Origin of the sequence: Aeromonas sp. WP2-W18-CRE-05 (genome assembly GCF_014168615.1) — a bacterium.
Lineage (GTDB): Bacteria > Pseudomonadota > Gammaproteobacteria > Enterobacterales > Aeromonadaceae > Aeromonas > Aeromonas caviae.
Genome location: NZ_AP021917.1, coordinates 3,820,133 through 3,839,394, shown reverse-complemented (window position 1 = coordinate 3,839,394; position 19,262 = coordinate 3,820,133). Strand labels below are relative to the sequence as shown.

The 19,262-nt window shown below is 62.3% G+C and carries 15 protein-coding genes; 7 read left to right on the top strand and 8 right to left on the bottom strand.

Going from position 1 to position 19,262, the window contains the following annotated elements:
• Positions 1-2: 2 nt before the first annotated feature.
• Positions 3-1,101 (bottom strand): peptide chain release factor 2 gene (gene prfB, locus H7R73_RS17860; RefSeq protein ID WP_102948437.1). Its coding sequence is split into 2 segments (ribosomal slippage): positions 3-1,025 and positions 1,027-1,101, totalling 1,098 coding nucleotides; the frame shifts between segments, so codons are not numbered across the junction.
• Between the two features lie 252 nt (positions 1,102-1,353).
• On the opposite strand from prfB, the gene H7R73_RS17855 reads away from it, so the two are divergent.
• Positions 1,354-3,225 (top strand): methyl-accepting chemotaxis protein, encoded by a 1,872-nt coding sequence (locus tag H7R73_RS17855; RefSeq protein WP_041215693.1) that lies wholly within the window; start codon positions 1,354-1,356, stop codon positions 3,223-3,225.
• Between the two features lie 284 nt (positions 3,226-3,509).
• Here H7R73_RS17855 and gltS read toward each other — a convergent pair whose 3' ends face one another.
• Positions 3,510-4,709: a sodium/glutamate symporter gene (gene gltS, locus H7R73_RS17850; protein ID WP_041215692.1), complete on the bottom strand. Its 1,200-nt coding sequence runs from the start codon at positions 4,707-4,709 to the stop codon at positions 3,510-3,512.
• 489 nt (positions 4,710-5,198) lie between these two features.
• On the opposite strand from gltS, the gene ansA reads away from it, so the two are divergent.
• On the top strand, positions 5,199-6,206 hold the full coding sequence (gene ansA, locus H7R73_RS17845) for an asparaginase (protein ID WP_010675424.1): 1,008 nt from the start codon (positions 5,199-5,201) through the stop codon (positions 6,204-6,206).
• Positions 6,207-6,457: 251 nt separating this feature from the next.
• Here the strand turns inward: ansA and H7R73_RS17840 are convergent, their stop codons facing one another.
• Both H7R73_RS17840 and H7R73_RS17835 read right to left on the bottom strand, forming a co-directional pair.
• Entirely contained in the window at positions 6,458-6,751 is a 294-nt protein-coding gene (locus H7R73_RS17840) for a YeaC family protein (protein WP_010675423.1), read from the bottom strand.
• Between the two features lie 60 nt (positions 6,752-6,811).
• A complete protein-coding gene (locus tag H7R73_RS17835; protein WP_103259654.1) occupies positions 6,812-8,245 on the bottom strand; it encodes a glyceraldehyde-3-phosphate dehydrogenase in 1,434 nt (477 codons plus the stop codon).
• Positions 8,246-8,456: 211 nt separating this feature from the next.
• Here H7R73_RS17835 and H7R73_RS17830 point away from each other — a divergent pair, with 211 nt between their 5' ends.
• Together H7R73_RS17830 and H7R73_RS17825 are read left to right on the top strand one after the other, a co-directional pair.
• Positions 8,457-9,260, top strand: coding sequence for a DUF2989 domain-containing protein (locus tag H7R73_RS17830; RefSeq protein WP_041215690.1), 804 nt, complete (start codon positions 8,457-8,459; stop codon positions 9,258-9,260).
• Positions 9,257-9,814, top strand: a complete 558-nt coding sequence (locus H7R73_RS17825) for an NUDIX domain-containing protein (protein ID WP_045525756.1) — start codon at positions 9,257-9,259, stop codon at positions 9,812-9,814. The genes H7R73_RS17830 and H7R73_RS17825 overlap by 4 nt, the downstream gene beginning before the upstream one ends.
• Positions 9,815-9,876: 62 nt before the next feature.
• Here the strand turns inward: H7R73_RS17825 and sppA are convergent, their stop codons facing one another.
• Positions 9,877-11,721: a signal peptide peptidase SppA gene (sppA, locus tag H7R73_RS17820; RefSeq protein ID WP_045525758.1), complete on the bottom strand. Its 1,845-nt coding sequence runs from the start codon at positions 11,719-11,721 to the stop codon at positions 9,877-9,879.
• A gap of 321 nt (positions 11,722-12,042) precedes the next feature.
• On the opposite strand from sppA, the gene H7R73_RS17815 reads away from it, so the two are divergent.
• From H7R73_RS17815 to H7R73_RS24425, 3 genes are all read left to right on the top strand, one after another.
• Positions 12,043-14,070 (top strand): NADPH-dependent 2,4-dienoyl-CoA reductase, encoded by a 2,028-nt coding sequence (locus H7R73_RS17815; RefSeq protein WP_103261093.1) that lies wholly within the window; start codon positions 12,043-12,045, stop codon positions 14,068-14,070.
• Between the two features lie 107 nt (positions 14,071-14,177).
• The gene (locus H7R73_RS17810) at positions 14,178-14,726 is read left to right on the top strand and encodes an NAD(P)H nitroreductase (protein WP_010675416.1); all 549 of its coding nucleotides are present in this window, start codon (positions 14,178-14,180) and stop codon (positions 14,724-14,726) included.
• 538 nt (positions 14,727-15,264) lie between these two features.
• Positions 15,265-16,344, top strand: a complete 1,080-nt coding sequence (locus tag H7R73_RS24425; RefSeq protein ID WP_103259656.1) for a methyl-accepting chemotaxis protein — start codon at positions 15,265-15,267, stop codon at positions 16,342-16,344.
• Between the two features lie 20 nt (positions 16,345-16,364).
• Here the strand turns inward: H7R73_RS24425 and H7R73_RS17800 are convergent, their stop codons facing one another.
• From H7R73_RS17800 to prmA, 3 genes are all read right to left on the bottom strand, one after another.
• Entirely contained in the window at positions 16,365-16,913 is a 549-nt protein-coding gene (locus H7R73_RS17800; RefSeq protein WP_049048223.1) for a sugar O-acetyltransferase, read from the bottom strand.
• A 73-nt stretch (positions 16,914-16,986) separates the two neighbouring features.
• Positions 16,987-17,964 carry a D-2-hydroxyacid dehydrogenase family protein gene (locus tag H7R73_RS17795; RefSeq protein ID WP_103259657.1) on the bottom strand — a complete coding sequence of 326 codons (978 nt, stop codon included), beginning with the start codon at positions 17,962-17,964 and terminating at the stop codon, positions 16,987-16,989.
• Between the two features lie 288 nt (positions 17,965-18,252).
• Positions 18,253-19,131 carry a 50S ribosomal protein L11 methyltransferase gene (gene prmA / locus H7R73_RS17790; RefSeq protein WP_010675412.1) on the bottom strand — a complete coding sequence of 293 codons (879 nt, stop codon included), beginning with the start codon at positions 19,129-19,131 and terminating at the stop codon, positions 18,253-18,255.
• Between the last annotated feature and the right edge of the window lie 131 nt (positions 19,132-19,262).

Genomic DNA, 19,262 nt, shown 5'->3' with positions numbered 1-19,262 from the left:
GTTTACAGGCCTGATTTCAGGCTGGCTTCGATAAACTTGTCCAAGTCGCCGTCGAGTACCGATTGGGTATTGCGGGTTTCGACGCCGGTGCGCAGATCCTTGATACGGGAATCATCCAGTACGTAGGAGCGGATCTGGCTGCCCCAGCCGATGTCGGACTTGGTCTCTTCGAGGGCTTGCTTCTCAGCGTTCTGCTTTTGAATTTCCAGCTCGTAGAGCTTGGCCTTCAACTGCTTCATACACTGATCTTTGTTCTTGTGCTGGGAACGGTCGTTCTGGCACTGCACCACCACGCCGGTCGGCACGTGGGTGATACGCACCGCGGACTCGGTCCGGTTGACGTGCTGACCACCGGCACCGGAGGCGCGGTAGACGTCGATGCGAAGATCAGCCGGGTTGATCTCGATCTCGATGTCATCATCGATCTCGGGGTAGACGAACACGGAGCAGAACGAGGTGTGGCGACGGCCGCCGGAATCGAACGGCGACTTGCGTACCAGGCGGTGCACGCCGGTCTCGGTGCGCAGCCAGCCGAAGGCATACTCGCCGGTGAACTTGATGGTGGCGGACTTGATGCCGGCTACGTCGCCCTCGGAGCATTCGATGAGCTCGGGCTTGTAGCCGTGGGCATCGCCCCAGCGCAGGTACATGCGCAGCACCATGTTGGCCCAGTCCTGGGCCTCGGTGCCGCCGGAACCGGACTGGATGTCGATGTAGCAGTCGGAACCGTCGTGCTGACCGGAGAACATGCGACGGAACTCGAGATCCACCAGCTTGGCCTCCAGCTCGTCCGCTTCGACAACGGCTTCGTTGAAGGTCTCTTCGTCTTCGCCTTCGACGGCCAGGCTGACCAGCATCTCGACGTCATCGACGCCCTGGGTCAGGGTATCGATGGTGCTGACGACGTTCTCCAGGGAGACGCGCTCCTTGCCCAGCGCCTGTGCGCGCTCGGGTTCGTTCCAGACATCCGGCTGTTCCAGCTCGGCATTGACCTCTTCTAGACGCTCTTTCTTGGCGTCATAGTCAAAGGTACCCCCTAAGCAGCTCGGTCCTCTCAGACAGCTCCTTAAGCTTGTTTAATACAGGATTGACTTCAAACATCGTGAAAACTCTCGGGGTCGATGTGATTTAAAAACGGGATATTCTAGCCAATTGCAGAAGGAATAAACAGGGTTGGCTGGCCCCGCTCTTTTTCCTGCTCCAATTTTCCGCAGCATTTTTAAAATTTCCGCGTAAAATATCGTCACTCACGCCATTCGCCGCTTCAGTTTTGCGCAGATTGGCCGCTAACAACACACAGTGCCACGCACTCCCGATTGATCCTGTTCCCGACCCCCACAAGAAGAAAACACGATGAAAAACCTATCACTCAAGCAGAAGATACTGTTGTCTGTGGTCATCGCCTTGTCACTGGTGATCCTGCTGCTCTCCTGGCAGAGCTACACCAGCCAGAAGTCCATGCTGCTGCAAGGCAGTCAGGAACAGGTGCAACGCCTTGGCAGCCAGCAGGCCGCCAGCGTCAGCGACTGGCTCGCGGCCCGTCGTGACGTTATCCAGGCCCTTGGCAACAAGGCCGGTGCCGAGCCCCTCAACGCCCTGCAACAGGCCCAGGTGTCCGGCCGTTTCCAGCTCACCTATTTTGGTGAGGGCAGCGGCAAGATGAACGACTCCGACCCCTCCATCAACCGCGATGGTTACGATCCCCGCTCCCGTGGCTGGTATCAGGAAGCCATGGCCAAGGGCGGCATGATCGTCACCAAACCCTACCTCGACGTGGCCTACAACATTCTGGTGGTGACCCTGGCCCAGCCGGCCCAGGGCGGCGTGGTGGGGGGGGATCTCTCCATCGCCTCCCTGGTGGATGACATCACCAAGATGAAGCTGCCAGCGGACGGCTTCGCCATCCTGATGCACAAGGATGGCACCGTCATCGCCTACAAGGATGCGGCCAAGGCGATGAAGCCAGCCAGCGAGATCGACAACGATCTGACCAATGCCCTGATCGAGCAGAGCAAGGCGAGCAACAGCCTGGTGCCTGCTTTCTTCGACAACGAGGGGCGTGACAAGCTGCTGTGGGCGACGGACATTCCGGACACCGACTGGGAGCTGGTGCTGGTACTGGACAAGAGCACCCTGGAGGCGCCGCTCTCCTCCCTGCTGATGACCCAGCTCGGCCTGGCCCTGTTGGTGCTGGTGGGCAGCATTCTCGCCATCTCCTGGCTGGTCAGCCTGCTGCTCGGTCCCCTCACCAAGGTGTCCCAGGCCCTGGCCCGCATCGCCGACGGTAACGGCGATCTGACCCAGCGCATCAAGATCGACGCCAATGACGAAGTGGGCCAGCTCGCCGGCAGCTTCAACCGCTTCGTGGGCAGCCAGCATCAGCTCATCGCCAACATCCGTCAGCTTGCCAACGAGCTGAACGCCGATGCCGAACGCAGTCTGGTGACCAACCAGGCCGCGGTGGAAGAGCTGCAACGCCAGCAACAGGAGGTGACCATGGTCGCCACCGCCGTTACCGAGATGGCGAGTGCCACCATGGAGATCGCGGGCAACGCCGAGAACACCGCTGCCGCCGCCCAGCAATCCGCCCAGAGCAGTGAACAGGGCAAGATCCTGGTGAACCAGACTCGCCAGTCCATCAACAACCTGGCCGAGGAAGTGGGGCAGGCGACCGGCGTCATCGGCGAGCTGAGCCGTCACGCTCAGGCCATCTCCGGCATCCTCTCCACCATCCAGGGCATCGCCGAGCAGACCAATCTGCTGGCGCTGAACGCGGCCATCGAAGCGGCCCGTGCCGGCGAACAGGGTCGCGGTTTCGCCGTGGTGGCGGACGAGGTGCGGGTGCTGTCGCGCCGTACCCAGGATTCCACCCAGGAGATCCAGTCCACCATCGAAACCCTGCAACAGACCACGGCCCGCGCGGTGAGCCTGATGCAGACCAGCCAGGGGCTGGCGGACAACAGCGTGAAGGATGCCGACGCTGCCGCTGCGGCTCTGGAGGAGATCACCCAGGCCGTCAGCCTCATCTCCGACATGGCGGGCCAGATCGCCACCGCCGCCGAGGAGCAGACCCAGGTGACCGGTGAAATCACCCAGAACACCACCGCCATCAAGGATGTGAGCGACGAGATCACCGCTTCCGCCATGCGCGACTTGGATCAGGCGCACAACCTCAAGGGGCGTGCCACCAACCTGAACCAGCAGGTGTCGACCTTTATTTTGTAAGGAAGGTCAGGCCGCAATCTGAACCAGCAGGTGTCGGCCTTCATTTTGTAAGGAAGGTCAGGCCACAATTTGAACCAGCAGGTATCGACCATCCTCCTGTAAGTTCTGGCACGCGGCGATCAAGGCCGCCATGACAAAGCCCCGCACTCTGCCGAGTGCGGGGCTTTTTGTTTAGATGTTTCCCAGCGGGCACCCATGAAGGATGGGATTCAGTGCTGCTGGCGAGCAGAAATGACAGAGCCCACCGCAAGGTGGGCTCTGTCATACGGGGCCTGCGCCCGGGATCACAGGAAGGGCAGGGCCAGGAACAGCTTGATCACCACGGCGTTGATGATGTCGATGAAGAAGGCACCGACCATGGGTACTACCAGGAAGGCCAGGTGGGAGGGGCCGAAGCGCTGGGTGATGGCCTGCATGTTGGCAATGGCAGTGGGGGTGGCGCCGAGGCCGAAGCCGCAGTGACCCGCCGCCAGCACGGCCGCATCATAGTTGCGCCCCATGACCCGGAAGGTGACGAAGATGGCGTAGAGCGCCATCGCTACCGTCTGTACGGCCAGCAGGATGAAGATGGGCAGGGCCAGGCTTGCCAGCTCCCACAGCTTGAGGCTCATCAGCGCCATGGCGAGGAAGAGCGACAGGCTGACGTTGCCGAGCAGGGAGACCTCACGGTCGCTCACTTCGTGCCAGTTGAGCAGGGTGAGCAGGTTGCGCAGCAGCACGCCGACGAACAGCACGCAGACGAAGATCGGCAACTCGAAGACGCCGCCCTTGAGGTAGAGGGCCAGCATTTCGCCCCCTTTCAGGCTGATGGCGATGAGTGCCAGGGTCTCGATCAGGCTGAAGGTGGTGAGCGGGCGCTCCATGTCCGGCATCTCGAAGCCCTGGGGGGCGCCGTCACGGTTGTGCTCCTCACCGGGCACCTGCACTTTCTTCACCAGATAACGGGCCACCGGGCCGCCGATGAGGCCCCCCAGCACCAGGCCGAAGGTGGCACAGGCAATCGCCAGCTCGGCGGCGGATTGCACGCCGTATTTCTCGGTGAAGATGGAGCCCCAGGCCGCCCCGGTGCCGTGGCCGCCGGAGAGGGTGATGGAGCCGGCCAGCAGCCCCATGTGGGGATCCAGCCCCAGCAGGGTGGCCAGACCCACCCCCAGGGTGTTCTGCACCAGCAGCAGGCCGGTGACCACCAGCAGGAAGGTGGCCACCGCCTTGCCGCCGCGCTTGAGGCTGCCCAGATCGGCGGAGAGGCCGATGGAGGCGAAGAAGGTCAGCATCAGGGCCGTCTGCAGGCTGGTATCAAATTGCAGTTCGATCTGCAGGGTGGAACGCAGCACCAGCAGCACTAGGGCAACCACCAGGCCACCGGCCACGGGTTTGGGGATGTTGAAAGTGCGCAGGGGTCCTATCTTGTTGACCAGCAGGCGGCCAAGCAGCAGCACCAGGGTCGCGGCGACCAGGGTGGCGTAGGCATCAAGTTGTAGCATTCAGTGCTCCCATGTTGATCGGCTGTGTCTTTGGCGAGAAAGACTCACGGATCCAGCCGGGATGAAACAGAGTGGCGAACGCGCCAGTGACAGAGGGGCCGCAGCCCCGTCCCTGTGCAAAAGAGGGGGTCGACACGAGCCCGTGTTCGTCGGGCGTCCAGATGAGATTTGTGAAAAATCCGCCGGATACTAGCAAAAAACACCAAGTACATCCACATATGTCACATTAATGATTAAAACATGGTGTTAACATGGCATTTAAAACTGCCTCGCCGAGTGTGCTCCGGATCGCAACAATGCTGCTGCGGCTGTCATTTGCAGCGGCACTCTTTATAATTCGCCCGGTTCCGCCCCCACGGGAGGACACAGACCCTCAAGAGGTCTGCTGATGACCGATATTGAGCCCGCCCGCACCATCTGAAGGACGGGGGCTGTATCGGTTGAGCCCTGTTTGATTTGCCGGTTTCCAGTCCAGAGAGAGGAGAGGGTGTGAAGAAGTCCATCTACATTGCCTACACAGGCGGCACCATAGGGATGCAGCGTTCCGACCACGGTTATGTACCGATGGCGGGCTTCATGGAGGACTGTCTGGCACGGATGCCCGAGTTCCATCGACCGGAAATGCCCGATTACCATATCCACGAATATGCCCCCCTCATCGACTCTTCCGACATGACGCCGGCAGACTGGCAGCGCATCGCCGAGGATATCAAGGGCAACTACGACAAGTACGACGGTTTCGTCATTCTGCACGGCACCGACACCATGTCGTTCACCGCGTCTGCGCTCTCCTTCATGCTCGAAGATCTGCACAAGCCGGTCATCATCACCGGCTCCCAGATCCCCCTGGCCGAGCTGCGCTCGGACGGTCAGCAGAACCTGCTCAACGCCCTCTATATCGCGGCCAACTACCCGATCCACGAGGTGACGCTCTTCTTCAACAACCAGCTCTATCGCGGCAACCGCAGCAAGAAGGTGCATGCCGACGGCTTCCACGCCTTCGACTCGCCCAACTACCCGCCCCTGCTCAATGCCGGTATCGCCATCTCCCTGGAGGCAGGTGAGCTGGGAGTGCCGTGCGATCGCCCCCTGGTGCTGCACGACATCACCCCCCAGCCCATCGGGGTGGTGACCCTCTACCCGGGGATCTCGGCTGAGGTGATAGCGAACATCCTGCAACAGCCGGTGCGTGCGCTGATCCTGCTCTCCTTCGGGGTGGGCAATGCGCCCCAGAACCCGGCCATGCTGGCGCTGCTCTCAGAGGCATCTGCCCGGGGCGTCATCATCGTCAACCTGAGCCAGTGCCTGCACGGCAAGGTCAACATGGGGGGCTATGCCACCGGCAACGCCCTCTCCCGTGCGGGAGTCATCTCGGGCTTTGACATGACCGCCGAGGCGGCGCTCACCAAGCTGCACTTCCTGCTGAGCCAGGATCTGCCGGCGCCGCGCATCCGCGAGCTGATGCAGCAGTCCCTGCGGGGTGAACTGACCCCCTGACTTTCCCTCCCACCCTAACCCTCTCCCAGCGGGAGAGGGGATAGATCGAGGTGGCGAGGTTTGCCATGAAGATCGCCGGCAGGTGGCCCGCTGACTGCTCGCAGGTGCGTGCCAGTTCCCTTCTCCCCTGGTGGGAGAAGGGCCGGGGATGAGGGGGATGAGTCATCCTGCATAGAGAGGAAAAAAAGAGGGGAGCCATAATGGCTCCCCTCTTTCGTTTCGTTACCGCGATAGGTGACGTGCGGCCTGCCTCAGTGGCTAAGGTCGACCCGCACTATCTCTTCCTCGTCGCGATATTGGCGCTTGAGCTCGCTCTTGCTCTTCATCACGATCTCGCCGTCACGGCCGATGTTCATGTGCTCGGGGTTCTCAAGGTGCATCGCCTGCCAGGCCATCACGGCCTGCAGGGAGGTGGCCTTCTGCTCCTCGGTGAGGGGCTTGCCATCCGGCCACTTGCCGAGCTCGACCGCAGTCTTGAGTCGCTCGTACACCTCTTTGGGCATCTGCGCTATCGCTTGTTGAAACGTCACTTGCTGAGACGACATCCGGCCTCTCCTTGAAAATTGAGCCATGAACACGGGGTCAGGCGGGCAGATCCTGTCGGACTATACCGGTAGATCCTGGCGGACTACGCCAGCCATCTGCTCCATCACCCGTACTACCTGACAACTGTACCCGAACTCGTTGTCATACCACACGTAGAGCACGCAGTGATCCCCCTCGGCGATGGTGGCTTGAGAGTCGACGATGCCCGCAAAACGGGAGCCCACCATGTCGGAGGAGACCAGCTCGGTGCTGGCGCTGAAGTCGATCTGGCGATGCAGGGCCGAGCTCAGTGCCATCTGCTGCAGATAGCCGTTGAGGCTCTCCCGATCGGTGGTCTGTTCCAGCGACAGGTTGATGATGGCCAGGGACACGTTGGGTGTGGGCACCCGGATGGCGTTGCCGGTCAACTTGCCCTTGAGCTCCGGCAGCGCCTTGGCCACCGCCTTGGCGGCGCCGGTGCTGGTCATCACCATGTTGAGGGCGGCGCTGCGACCGCGGCGCTCGCCCTTGTGATAGTTGTCGATGAGGTTCTGATCGTTGGTGTAGGAGTGGACCGTCTCCACGTGGCCGTGGCGGATGCCGTACTTGTCCTGCATCACCTTGAGCACCGGGGTGATGGCGTTGGTGGTGCAGGAGGCGGCGGAGACTATCTTGTCATCCGGGCCTATCACCTCGTGGTTGACCCCGAACACCACGTTCTTCATCTCCCCCTTGCCGGGGGCGGTCAGCAGTACCCGGGCGGCGCCGCGGGCCTTGAGGTGCTCGGACAGCCCCGCCTCGTCACGCCAGACGCCGGTGTTGTCAACGATCAGCGCATTGTCGATGCCGTAGGCGGTGTAGTCGATGTCGGCCGGGCTGTTCGCATAGATCACCTGGATGAAGGTGCCGTTGGCGATGATGGCACTGCGTTCAGCATCCACCTCGATGGAGCCGTTGAAGGGGCCGTGCACCGAATCGCGGCGCAGCAGGCTGGCACGCTTCTCCAGATCCCCGTCGCGACCGCCGCGCACCACGATGGCGCGCAGGCGCAGGGAGTTGGCGGCGCCGGTGCGCTCGATGAGCAGGCGGGCCAGCAGGCGGCCGATGCGGCCGAAGCCGTAGAGCACCACGTCGGTCGGGGCGGGCACGGCACTGCGGTTCAGGGCCGGTGCCAGCTTGGCACGCAGATAGTCCTCGATGCCGGCTTCATCCTGGTGATCCTGCCAGTAGCCCACGGCCAGTTTGCCGAGATCGACTTCGGCGGCGGTGGGGTTCAGGGCGACGATGGCGCGCAGGAGAGGGAAGCTTTGCTGGATGGGCAGCGGGGTGCCCTGGTGGCGGCGAACGACCCGGTGGGCCTTGAGGATATCGATGGTGGAGGCGTTTTGCAGCGGGCGTCCGTAGAGGGTGATCTCTATCCCTTGCTGTCGGTAGAGGCGACCTATCAAGGGTTGCATGGCTTCGGCGAGCTCCTGGCTCTCCTGCCACGCCTGCAAGTAGTGCTCGTGGGTCATTAACCAGATCCTTTTATTTCACGTTGTTGAAGCAAGTTGCCTGGGCAAATTGAAATTCGTCGAAGGCAGATCAGTGTAGGGCTGATGGTTTCGTTATATTATTCTGCAATCGCGGCCTTATACGGCGCGCGCATTGTAATGGATATGTAGCCTGTTTGCTAGTTGGCGGTGGCCGGTGCGGGTTGCGATTGTTATCAACCAGATGTGAACCATGACCCTATTCTCACAGCGTCCGTTACTGCTTTCCCTCGCTTGTTGCCTGACGTTGACGGCCTGCGACGACGACAGGATCCACAACATCTGCTCCCAATATCCCGCCCTGTGCGCGGACCTGGTGGACGACGGCTGGTGTCGCTATGAGCGCAGCGACGTCATTCGCGGTCGTTACTATCTCCAGGAAGAGGGGACGGACAGGCGCAAGTACGATCTGATGCGCGGCCTGGAGCGTTATCTGCAGTGCGCCGAGCACTCCACCAACATCGAGTACAAGCGGGCCAGGGAGCAGAAGAGCCCCAGAGTGGAAGGGATGCTGGCCGCCGGCCGTCAACTGGAACAGCTGGATGGGCAAACCCGGAACTCCCGGGATCCCTACCTGCTGCTCTGGCACTGGACCAACAACACCAGTCCCGAGGCCCGCGCCAGCTTCCTCGCACAGGAGGGGACGCCGAGCCTCGAGGAGCCCGAGCTGCAACTGGCGCTCGGCGGCATTTATGCCAAGAGCGAGCCCGAGAAGGCCATCAGGCTGATGCACCATGCGCTCTCCCTCTATCGGGAGGGGGACAAGGTCAACAGCCGGATCCTCACCGCCCTCAGCACCCTCTACATGGGGCAGAAGCGATTTGATCAGGCCTATCTGTGGGGCAAGGTGAGCGAGTCATTCCAGGAGAGCCCCGAGGTCTCCGCCACCCGGCTCGGCATTTACCATGCCATCGGTAAGGAGGAGCAGGAGACGCTGGACGACCAGGCGGCCACCATCGTCGATGCACTCAGGCAGGGGAGCTACCGCACACCATGAATCCGACCCTGTCAGAAGCCCGGGAGTGGGCCCATCCCTTCGATATCCGTCTCGTCCACGGCCAGATCCGCGGCGAGGACAGGGTGCTTGAACGGGCCACGGTGAGGGCCGTGGTGATGCGCGGTGATCGATTGCTGCTGGTGCACTCCAGCGTCAACGGGGATCTCATGTTCCCCGGTGGCGGCATCGAGCACGGGGAGGCGCACGATGCGGCCCTGGCCCGGGAGCTGCGGGAAGAGTGTGGCGCCGAGCTGGTGGCCGTGGGCCCCCTGTTGGGAGAGACCCGGGAGTATCGTGCCGCGCGCGAGCCGGATTACGATGCCTACTGCATCCGATCGTCCTATTACCTCTGCCGGGTCGGGGAGGACTGGAGTGCGCCGCGCCCCCAGCCCTACGAAATCCGCCTCGGCTTCACGCCGGGCTGGTTCCCCCTGGCCGAGGCACTGCAAACCAACAAGACCCAGCTGGCGGGTCCCTGTCCCCAGTGGACGGCGCGAGAGACCCGGGTGCTGGCAGAGTTGCACCGCTGGCAAGCGTCCGGCTTGCTGACCTGACAAGGCAGCTTGCCCCATAAAAAAACCGCCTGTCGGCGGTTTTTTTATGGCTGTCCCCGGCGTCAGGGGAGACAGACCGGGCAGAAGGCGTAGGTGCCCTGGGGATCGTTGAAGCGGGTCAGCGGGTCCAGAGTGCGGTTCATCTCCAGCAGCGCCTTGCCAAGCCCGGCGGGCAGCCAGCTTTGCAGGTGCGGGGCCAGCGCCTGGGCGCTGCTGTCAAACAGCTCGCGCAGGAACTTGTCCCTGGCCGACTCTTCCGGTGCGATGGGGGTGACCTGCCAGCTCTTGAGGTTGGCGAGATCGGCGGCCGCCTTGAGGGCGTCATCCAGATTGCCAAACTCGTCCACCAGCCCCAGTGCCTTGGCATCCTGCCCGGTCCAGACCCGGCCTTCGGCGGCTTTTTCCGCCTCTTCCGGGCTAAGGCCGCGGCCCTTGCCCACCAGGCCGACAAAGCGCTGATAGGTGTCTTCCACGCTCAGTTGAATGGCTTCACCCACGTGATCCGGCAGGGCACGGGTCAGCCCGACCCCCACGAAGTCGGTGGTGCCGACGCCGTCGGTGTGTACCCCGTACTGGGAGAGCGCCTTGTCGATGGTGGCGAACATGCCGAACACCCCGATGGAACCGGTGAGGGTGGTGGGGGAGGCGAAGATCTTGTCCGCATCGGCGGAGATCCAGTAGCCACCGGAGGCGGCGTAGCTGCCCATGGAGATGACCACCGGCTTGCCCGCCTGTTTCAGGGCCAGCAATTCGGCGCGGATCTGCTCGGCGGCGAAGGCGCTGCCGCCGGGGCTGTCCACTCGCAGCACCACGGCTTTCACCTGATCGTCACGGCGGGCCTCGGCCAGCAGATCGGCAAGGCTGTCGCCGCCGATGGTGCCGGCAGGCTGGACGCCATCCATGATGGCGCCGCTGGCGGTGATGAGGCCAACCTCATCCTTGCCGCTCTGGGGGTACTGTTCCGGGATGGCGGCCAGATACTCTTTCAGGCCCACGCCCTTCCAGCCGTGATCATCGGCCTCGCCCACTTCCTTGATCACCGCCTGGGTCATCTCGTCGCGGGTGGCGAGCTGATCCACCAGACCGTTGTCGAGGGCGTAGCTGGCCGCATTGCCGCCGGCCTTGCGCAGCAGTTCGAGGAAGTGATCCTTGTTCGGTGCGACGGCATCCGGCTCGATCTCCCGCTGCTCCGCCACGTCGGCCACATAGGATTGCCACAGCTGATCCAGCCAGCGCTGGTTCGCCTCCTTGCTCTCGGGGGACATTTCGTCCCGGGTGTAGGGCTCGACGAAGGACTTGTAGGTGCCGACCTTGAAGACGTGCGGGGTGATATTGAGCTTCTCCAGTGCCGACTTGAAGTAGGTCTGGTAGACACCCAGCCCCTCGATCAGCACGGCACCACTCTGGTTGAGCAGCACGTGGTCGGCGTGGGCGGCGAGCAGATAGGCCCCCTGGCTGTAGTAGTCCGCCATGGCGATGACCGGCTTGCCGCTCTCTTTGAAGGCGTCGATGGCGGCCGTCACCTCCTGCAGTTTGGAGAGGCTGGCCCCTTGCAGACCCTGGGGCTTGATCACCAGTGCCTTGATGCGATCGTCATTCCCCGCGCTCTTGATGGCCCACAGCAGATCGGAGAGGACGATTTCGCTTGGCTGCTCGTCCCCCTTGTCCATCTGCCTGAGCAGTTGCACCGTGGGATCGGTCTGGGTGCGCTGTTCTACCAGCACACCGGAGAGATTGAGGGTGAGCGCCCCCTCGATGGGGGTGCTTGGGGTCTCGCTCTGGCTGACGCTGAAGACAATGACCAGCACGACGAGAAGAAACAGCAGGTTGACCAGCATCAAGCGGGTAAAGTTGAGCAGGCGCCAGAGGCTGCGAAAGAGCCATCCCAGACCTTTGAAAATAGACATAGCTGCGTTGTCGCCCTGTTAATGGGTTGAGAGCAGCCATTATTAACCAGTTGCGCAGCCAATTGCCATTTCCCCTTGAGTCGACTGCCCCCCGCCACTTCGGAACACGGCTGTTCGCTGAAAAAATGTCCAAACATTTGTTTGAAAAAGAGTTTTCGATTCTTTACTCTAGCTCCAGTTTGATAACAAAAAATTAACTGAAAGGCCCGATGAGCCGACCCCATCTCCACCCACCCCCTTCTTTTTACTGCCCGTCACCCGAGGCAGCCAGGAAGGCTGGAGCATGACCCCGTGCACATCGACCTCGACAAGGAGTGCATCATGAGCCGTTATCCCACGCTGCTGACCCCCCTCGATCTGGGTTTTACCCAGTTGCGCAACCGCGTACTGATGGGGTCCATGCACACCGGCCTCGAGGAGGAAAAGGGGGGCTTTGACAAGCTGGCCGCCTTCTATGGCGAGCGGGCCCGTGGCGGGGTCGGTCTCATCGTGACCGGCGGTATCGCCCCCAATTTGCGGGGGCGGCTGGTGCCCCACGGCTCCCAGCTGAGCTTTCCCTGGCAGGTAGCCAAACACCGCAAGGTGACCGAGGCAGTGCACCAGGAAGGGGGCAAGATAGCGCTGCAGATCCTTCATGCGGGCCGCTACGCCTACCATCCGTTCAGCCTGGCGCCGAGCGCCCTCAAGGCTCCCATCTCCCCGTTCAAGCCGCGGGCCATGAGCGAGCGGCAGATCCGTGGCACCATTCGCGACTTCGCCGCCACTGCGGCGCTGGCCAAGGCGGCCGGTTATGACGGGGTCGAGGTGATGGGGTCGGAAGGCTATCTCATCAACCAGTTCATCTGCGAGCGCACCAACAAGCGCACCGATAGCTGGGGCGGCAGCAGCGAAAACCGCATGCGCTTCCCGGTGGAGATTGTCCGCGCCATCCGTGAGCGGGTGGGCACGGATTTCATCATCATCTTCCGCCTCTCCATGCTGGACCTGGTGGAGCAGGGCTCCTCCCTTGAGGAAGTGATCGCACTTGGCCGGGCACTGGAGCAGGTGGGGGTGACCCTCATCAACACCGGTATCGGCTGGCACGAGGCGCGCATTCCCACCATCGCCACCAGCGTGCCGCGCGGTGCCTTCAGCTGGGTGACCGCCGAGCTGAAAAAGCACCTCAAGGTGCCCCTCATCACCACTAACCGCATCAACACCCCCGAGGTGGCGGAGCGCATCCTGGCGGGGGGGGAGGCGGACATGGTCTCCATGGCGCGCCCCTTCCTGGCGGACCCCGAGTTCGTCATCAAGGCGGCTGAAGACAGGGCGGACGAGATCAACACCTGCATCGCCTGCAACCAGGCCTGCCTCGACCACGTGTTCAAGCAAAAGCGTGCCTCCTGCCTGGTCAATCCCCGCGCCTGTTTCGAGACCGAGTTGACGTTTGGCCGGGTGCCCCAGCCCAAGAAGCTGGCGGTGGTGGGGGCGGGTCCTGCGGGGCTGGCGTTTGCCTGCTATGCCGCCGAGCGGGGCCATCAGGTGAGCCTGTTCGATCAGGCGAGCGAAATCGGCGGCCAGTTCAACTTTGCCAAGCAGATCCCGGGCAAGGAGGAGTTTCAAGAAACCCTGCGCTACTTCGCCAAACGGCTGGAGAAGTGCGGCGTCGAGCTCTATCTGGGCCAGCGCCAGAGTGCCGAGAGCCTGCTGGGCGGCGGTTTTGACGAGGTGATCCTCGCCACCGGCATCCGCCCGCGCACTCCCAATATCCCGGGTATCGAGCACCCCAAGGTGTTGAGTTATCTGGATGTGCTGCGGGATCACAAACCAGTCGGCCAGGCAGTGGCGGTCATCGGCGCCGGCGGCATCGGCTTTGACGTGGCCGAATACCTGGTTGAGAAGAGAGGATCACCGGATGCCGCAAGCCATCGCGATCACTGGCTCAAGGAGTGGGGCATCGACAAGCAACTGGGTGAGCGCGGCGGCCTGACTACCCCCGAAATTGATGCGCCCGAGCGCCAGATCTGGTTGCTCCAGCGCAAGGAGAGCAAGGTGGGCGACGGCCTTGGCAAGACCACCGGCTGGATCCATCGCACCGTGCTCAAGAATCGCAAGGTGCAGATGCTCTCCGGCGTCCAGTATCTGCGTATCGACGATGCCGGGCTTCACATCCAGGTGGGCGACCAGCAGCAGTGCCTGCCGGTGGATCAGGTGATCATCTGTGCCGGACAGGAGCCCCTCAAGGAGTTGCAGGCCGGTCTGCAGGCTGCTGGCAAGCCGGTGCACATCATCGGCGGGGCCGACGTGGCCGCCGAGCTGGATGCCAAACGAGCCATCCGGCAAGGGGCGGAGCTGGCTGCTGTCATCTAGCCTCCCGACCCTTTCGTATCCTGACAAACCCCTGAACCTCAGGGGTTTTCTTCATCTGGTGCTGTGCTAAGGTAGCGCCATCATCGCCTTTGACAAGGAACTGCCCCATGGATGCCCTCCATCTGTTACTCAATCGCCACTCTTGTGGTCGTCTGGCCGAGCCTGCCCCGAGTGGCGAAGTGCTCGACAATATCCTCAAGGCCGGGCTGCGGGCGCCGGATCACGGCACTCTGACCCCCTGGCAGTTCATCCTGTTCGAAGGGGAGGGGCGTGAGCGCCTGGGGACATTGCTGGCCGATGCCGCCCATGCCCGTGGCGAGGATGCGGACAGTGTCGAGAAGTGCCGCGCCGCGCCACTGCGTGCTCCCCTGGTGATCGCGGTGGCGACCCGTTATCAGGCGCACCCCAAGGTACCGAAACTGGAGCAGGAGCTCTCTGCCGGTTGCGCCCTGATGGCGATGCAGATGGCGGCCCAGGCCCAGGGCTTCAACGGCATCTGGCGCTCCGGCTGGTTCATCTTCGACGAGCAGATCCATGGTGCACTGGGGCTGGCACCGGAGGATCAACTGGTGGGCTTCCTCTACCTTGGTACCCCCATGCTGGAGGCCCGCAAGCTGCGCGAGTTGCCCATCCAGGACTTCGTGCGCAGCTTCTGAAGCGCAGAACGCAAAAAGCCCTGATTATTCAGGGCTTTTTTGTTTTCTGACAGAGCCGTCAGGCTGTACTGATAAATGCGCACTTGCCAAGAGGGTAGAAGGGGGTTGGCCGGACATTTTTTGAATTGTGAGAGATTCTTCTCACTCCTGGTTTATTACGCTATGTAAAACGTTTGTGCCACGTTATTATCCCTGTGCCAGTTTAGAAGGTGACCCCTTCTAATTTTCTGCGATGAGAGTCGCAATTCCGTAGCACCTTTTTACAGCCCAACGTCTTGATGACATTGGGCTTCATTTTTTGTAGGGCTGGCACTTCCGCGTTCTTTTTTCTCTGCCTCTTATCTACCTCACCCGGCCTCTTTGCGTCGATCTTTTGCACAGCCATGCGTGTGGCCTCGATTGGAATCAGGATCAGGATCAAAGATCCTGCATTTACAGGTGAAATCCGGCCCGGGATCCGCCAGCATCGACAGAGACAAGAGAGCCAGAGGTTTCCCTTTGACATCGACTGCCCGCACCTATGCCATCCGGAGGCCATATGTGGTTCAACCGCAAGCTTGAAAAAGAGAATCAACAGCTTAGGGAGGCGTTGCTTCTCAAAGAGCAGCAGCACCAGAGCGAGCTGGCCGAATTGCGTGCCACCATCGGTGAGTACGAGCACATGCAGCGCACCAGTCGGGAGCGTGGCGATCTCTTCAATCAGGTGATCTCCTGTCAGAATCAGGGGGGAGAGATGTTGCAGAGCGTGCGGGAAGCACTGGCCGGCAGTGCCGAGCACCTGATGGCGGAAAAGGGAGCACTCTGCGAGCTGGATCAGCTCTTTGCCCAGACCAGGGGCGCCATCACCCGTCTTTCCAATCGTGCCCATGCCATCACGGATGAGGCTGTTCGCAGTCTCACGGCCGTCCATCAGCTCGATGCCAGCACATCCGCCATCAACCAGTTCGTGACCGCCATTCAGGGGATTTCGGAGCAGACCAACTTGCTGGCACTCAATGCGGCCATCGAGGCGGCCAGGGCCGGTGAAGCTGGTCGAGGATTCGCCGTGGTCGCCGATGAGGTGCGTCAGTTGGCGAGCAAGGCCCATGAGGCCAGCAGCCAGATCGAGGTGCTGGTCAAGCAGATAGTGGCCCAGGCACAGGAGATCAAGTCCATCATCGATGACAACCAGGCCAGTGCCGCCGAAGTGGCGACCTCCTCCTCCCAGATCGATGTGGTGGTGACCCAGGTGTTGGCACAATCTGGCCGGATGCAGCAGGTGATCCACAGCGCGGCCACCACCTCCTTCCTCAATACCACCAAGCTGGATCACGCCGTCTGGAAAAACACCATCTATCGGCTCATCGATCAGCAGCATTTTCACGAGCCGGTGAGCGACCACGCTCAGTGCAGGTTGGGTAAATGGTATTTAGAGGGGCAGGGTGCCGAGCTCTTTGCCCACAAGCCGGGCTTTCGTGAACTGGACGGGCCGCACAAGCGGGTCCACGAGAGCGGCAAGGCTGCCCTGCACGCGCGCGAGCAGGGGGATATCAAAGGGATGGTCGAGCAGCTCAAGACCATGGAAAACGCCAGCATGCAGGTGGTGCACTGCATCGACCGCTTGCTGGAGAGCGCCTGAGCGAGCCTCGGGCCCTCTGCCTAGTCTTTGACTGGCAAAAGCCGGGCCGGGTTGCCCACCACCCTGGCGCCGGCCGGCACGTCTTTGGTGACCACGGCTCCAGCGCCCACAACAGCTTCCCGCCCTATGGTGACACCGGGCAGCAGGATGGCACCGCCGCCAATCCAGACCCTGTCTTCAATGGTGACCGGCAGCGCCGTCTCAACCCCCTGAATGCGCTCATCGGCATCCAGCGCATGGGCGGCGGTGTAGATCTGCACGTTTGGCCCAATCATCACCTCGGCGCCGATGCGAATGGGGGCATTGTCCAGCAGGGTGGCCCCCATGTTGATGTAGCTGCGCTCGCCAAGGTAGATGTGGCGGCCATAGGTGCAGTAGAGGGGCGGGCAAATGAAGGCACCCTGGGCCAGCTCGCCGACGATCTGCTGCAGCAGCGCCAGCTGCTCATCCTCCTTGTCGCTGCGATTGAGGCGGCGGTACAGACGGGCCGTCTCCCGGCGCAACAGATCCAGTTCCGGTGCCATGCAGTTGTAGGGCTGGCTGGCGATCATCTTGTCGTACTCGGTCATGGCTGCTCCTGTGGCTTGCCTTGGTGGCGCATGGGGTTCACATGTTAGCGGTCCGGCCGTCGGATAACCGTGATCAGCGGCCCGCTACGGGCAGCACCAGATTGGTCGGCCTGCCCTCGGCAAAGGCAATCAGGTTGTCAAAGGCGGCCTGAAAGTAGAGCTCGTAGCTGTTGCGCTCCACATAGCCGAGATGGGGCGTGGCCAGCACATTGGGCAGGCGCAGCAAAGGCTCGCTTTGCGCCGTGGCCGGCTCTGCGTCGAACACGTCGAGCGCTGCACGCCGGGTGGGGTTGGCGGCGAGTTCAGCATAAAGGGCGCCCGGCTCGACAAGCTCAGCCCGACTGACGTTGACCAACAGGGAGTCCGGTTTCATCCGCGCGAGATCGGTGCGGGTCACACAGCCACGGGTTGCCTCGTGCAGGCGCAGATGCAAAGAGAGGATGTCGGCGTCACGAAAGAAGGCCTCCTTGTTGGGGGCGCTGGCATGGCCATCCCGCTCGGCCTGCTGGCGGGAACCCTCGCTGCCCCAGATCAGCACCGACATGCCAAAGGCCCGGCCGTAACCGGCCACCAGCCTGCCAATCTTGCCGTAGCCCCAGATGCCGAGCGTCAGCCCCTGCAAGGTACGGCCCAGCCCCAGTGTGCCGGATTGCTGCCACTGTCCCTGGGCGAGGGCATGACAATAGGCCGGGAGGTGGCGGGAGGCGGCCATGATGAGCGCCCAGCAGAGCTCGGCGGGCGCCACCGGGCTGCCGATGCCTTCAGCGACGGCCACCCCGTGGCGCTGACACAGGAGGGGGTCGATATGCTGGCTGATCTTGCCGGTCTGACTGATGAGCCGAAGGGAGGGGAGCCTGCGCAGCAACGCCTCGTCGATGCGGGTGCGCTCGCGGATCAGTACCAGCGCCTCCACCCCTGCCAGCTTGGCGGCAAGGCGCTCGGGGTCAGGTTCGCTTTGGGTGAGAATGGTGACATCGTGGCCTGCCAGGCGCGTAAAGCAGGGCAGATGACGCACCTGATCCTGATAGTCATCCAGTATGGCAATCCGCATAGGCACTCCGTGTCGCAAGAGGGACTGGCGGCCTATCCTACCGGAAACGGGGTGAGCTGTGTGGTCAAATGAGCACTGATTGCAGTGCGGGTATGGATGGTGCTGGTTGGCCGTACCAGAGAGGTGGCTGCTGCGGGCAGGTTGAAAACAGGCGAGGCTCCCGTGTGGGAGCCCCGTTGGCAGCTTTGTGTCAATGACTTAGCCGAGTTTGCAGCAGTTGCCGTAGCTTGTTGTTTATCAGCCGAGTTTGCGGCCGATGGGTTGGCAGCCGCCGTGGTTTGTTGCTTATCAGCCGAGTTTGCGGCCGGAGAGGCGGCACCACTCTTCCTTGACGGCGGTCGGGTCCATCTCGAACCACTGGCCGTAGATGGTTTCCAGCTCCGGCGCCTGGCTTTCCAGCACGCCGGAGAGGGCCATCAGGCTGCCCGCTTTGCCGTGGCCGGCGATCAGCGGCGCCAGTTCGCGCAGCGGGCCGGCCAGGATGTTGGCGACCACCACGTCCGCTTCGACATCTTGCGGCTGATCCGCCGGCAGATAGAGCTCTATCTGATCGGCGACGCCATTGCGCTCGGCGTTGTCACGGCTGGCCTGGATGGCCTGCGGATCGATGTCGATGCCGATGACCCGGGCGGCGCCCAGTTTCAGGGCGGCAATGCCGAGGATGCCGGAGCCGCAACCAAAGTCGACCACGGTTTTACCGGCCAGATCCAGCCCGTCCAGCCACTGCAGGCAGAGCGCCGTGGTAGGGTGGGTACCGGTACCGAAGGCCAGGCCCGGGTCCAGCATGACGTTGACCGCATCGGGGTTCGGCACGTCGCGCCAGCTCGGGCAGATCCAGAGCCGCTCGCCGAACTGCATGGGGTGGAAGTGATCCATCCACTCGCGCACCCAGTCCTTGTCTTCCAGCTGTTCGACCTTGTAGCCCACGTCTTCGCCGAAGATCTGCTGGAAGAAGGCGATGGTGGGAGCCGGATCGGTTTCGGCGTCGAACAGTCCCATTACTTCGGTCTCTCCCCAGAGCGGGGTTTCACCGGGCATGGGCTCATAGACGGGCACATCCTTGGCATCCATAAAGGTCACCGCCTGGGCCCCACGCCCCAGCAGCATGTTGCTCACCTTGTCTGCGGTCTTGGCAGTGGCGTTGATTCGAATTTGTATCCAGGGCATGGCGTCGGCTCTTCATAAATGTGAAACCGCGGGATTCTATCATCATGGGCCCGTGCTGTCGTGGTTTGACCATGGCCTCATGGGGAAGGGAGGTAACTCTGCCAAGTTGGCACGGTTAATGTATTCCTTCA

Coding starts and splice junctions, on each gene's coding strand:
- H7R73_RS17855 (WP_041215693.1), top strand. CDS start 1,354: ATGAAAAACCTATCACTCAAGCAGAAGATACTGTTGTCTGTGGTCATC.
- gltS (WP_041215692.1), bottom strand. CDS start 4,709: ATGCTACAACTTGATGCCTACGCCACCCTGGTCGCCGCGACCCTGGTG.
- H7R73_RS17840 (WP_010675423.1), bottom strand. CDS start 6,751: ATGTCGTCTCAGCAAGTGACGTTTCAACAAGCGATAGCGCAGATGCCC.
- H7R73_RS17835 (WP_103259654.1), bottom strand. CDS start 8,245: ATGACCCACGAGCACTACTTGCAGGCGTGGCAGGAGAGCCAGGAGCTC.
- H7R73_RS17830 (WP_041215690.1), top strand. CDS start 8,457: ATGACCCTATTCTCACAGCGTCCGTTACTGCTTTCCCTCGCTTGTTGC.
- H7R73_RS17825 (WP_045525756.1), top strand. CDS start 9,257: ATGAATCCGACCCTGTCAGAAGCCCGGGAGTGGGCCCATCCCTTCGAT.
- sppA (WP_045525758.1), bottom strand. CDS start 11,721: ATGTCTATTTTCAAAGGTCTGGGATGGCTCTTTCGCAGCCTCTGGCGC.
- H7R73_RS17815 (WP_103261093.1), top strand. CDS start 12,043: ATGAGCCGTTATCCCACGCTGCTGACCCCCCTCGATCTGGGTTTTACC.
- H7R73_RS17810 (WP_010675416.1), top strand. CDS start 14,178: ATGGATGCCCTCCATCTGTTACTCAATCGCCACTCTTGTGGTCGTCTG.
- H7R73_RS24425 (WP_103259656.1), top strand. CDS start 15,265: ATGTGGTTCAACCGCAAGCTTGAAAAAGAGAATCAACAGCTTAGGGAG.
- H7R73_RS17800 (WP_049048223.1), bottom strand. CDS start 16,913: ATGACCGAGTACGACAAGATGATCGCCAGCCAGCCCTACAACTGCATG.
- H7R73_RS17795 (WP_103259657.1), bottom strand. CDS start 17,964: ATGCGGATTGCCATACTGGATGACTATCAGGATCAGGTGCGTCATCTG.
- prmA (WP_010675412.1), bottom strand. CDS start 19,131: ATGCCCTGGATACAAATTCGAATCAACGCCACTGCCAAGACCGCAGAC.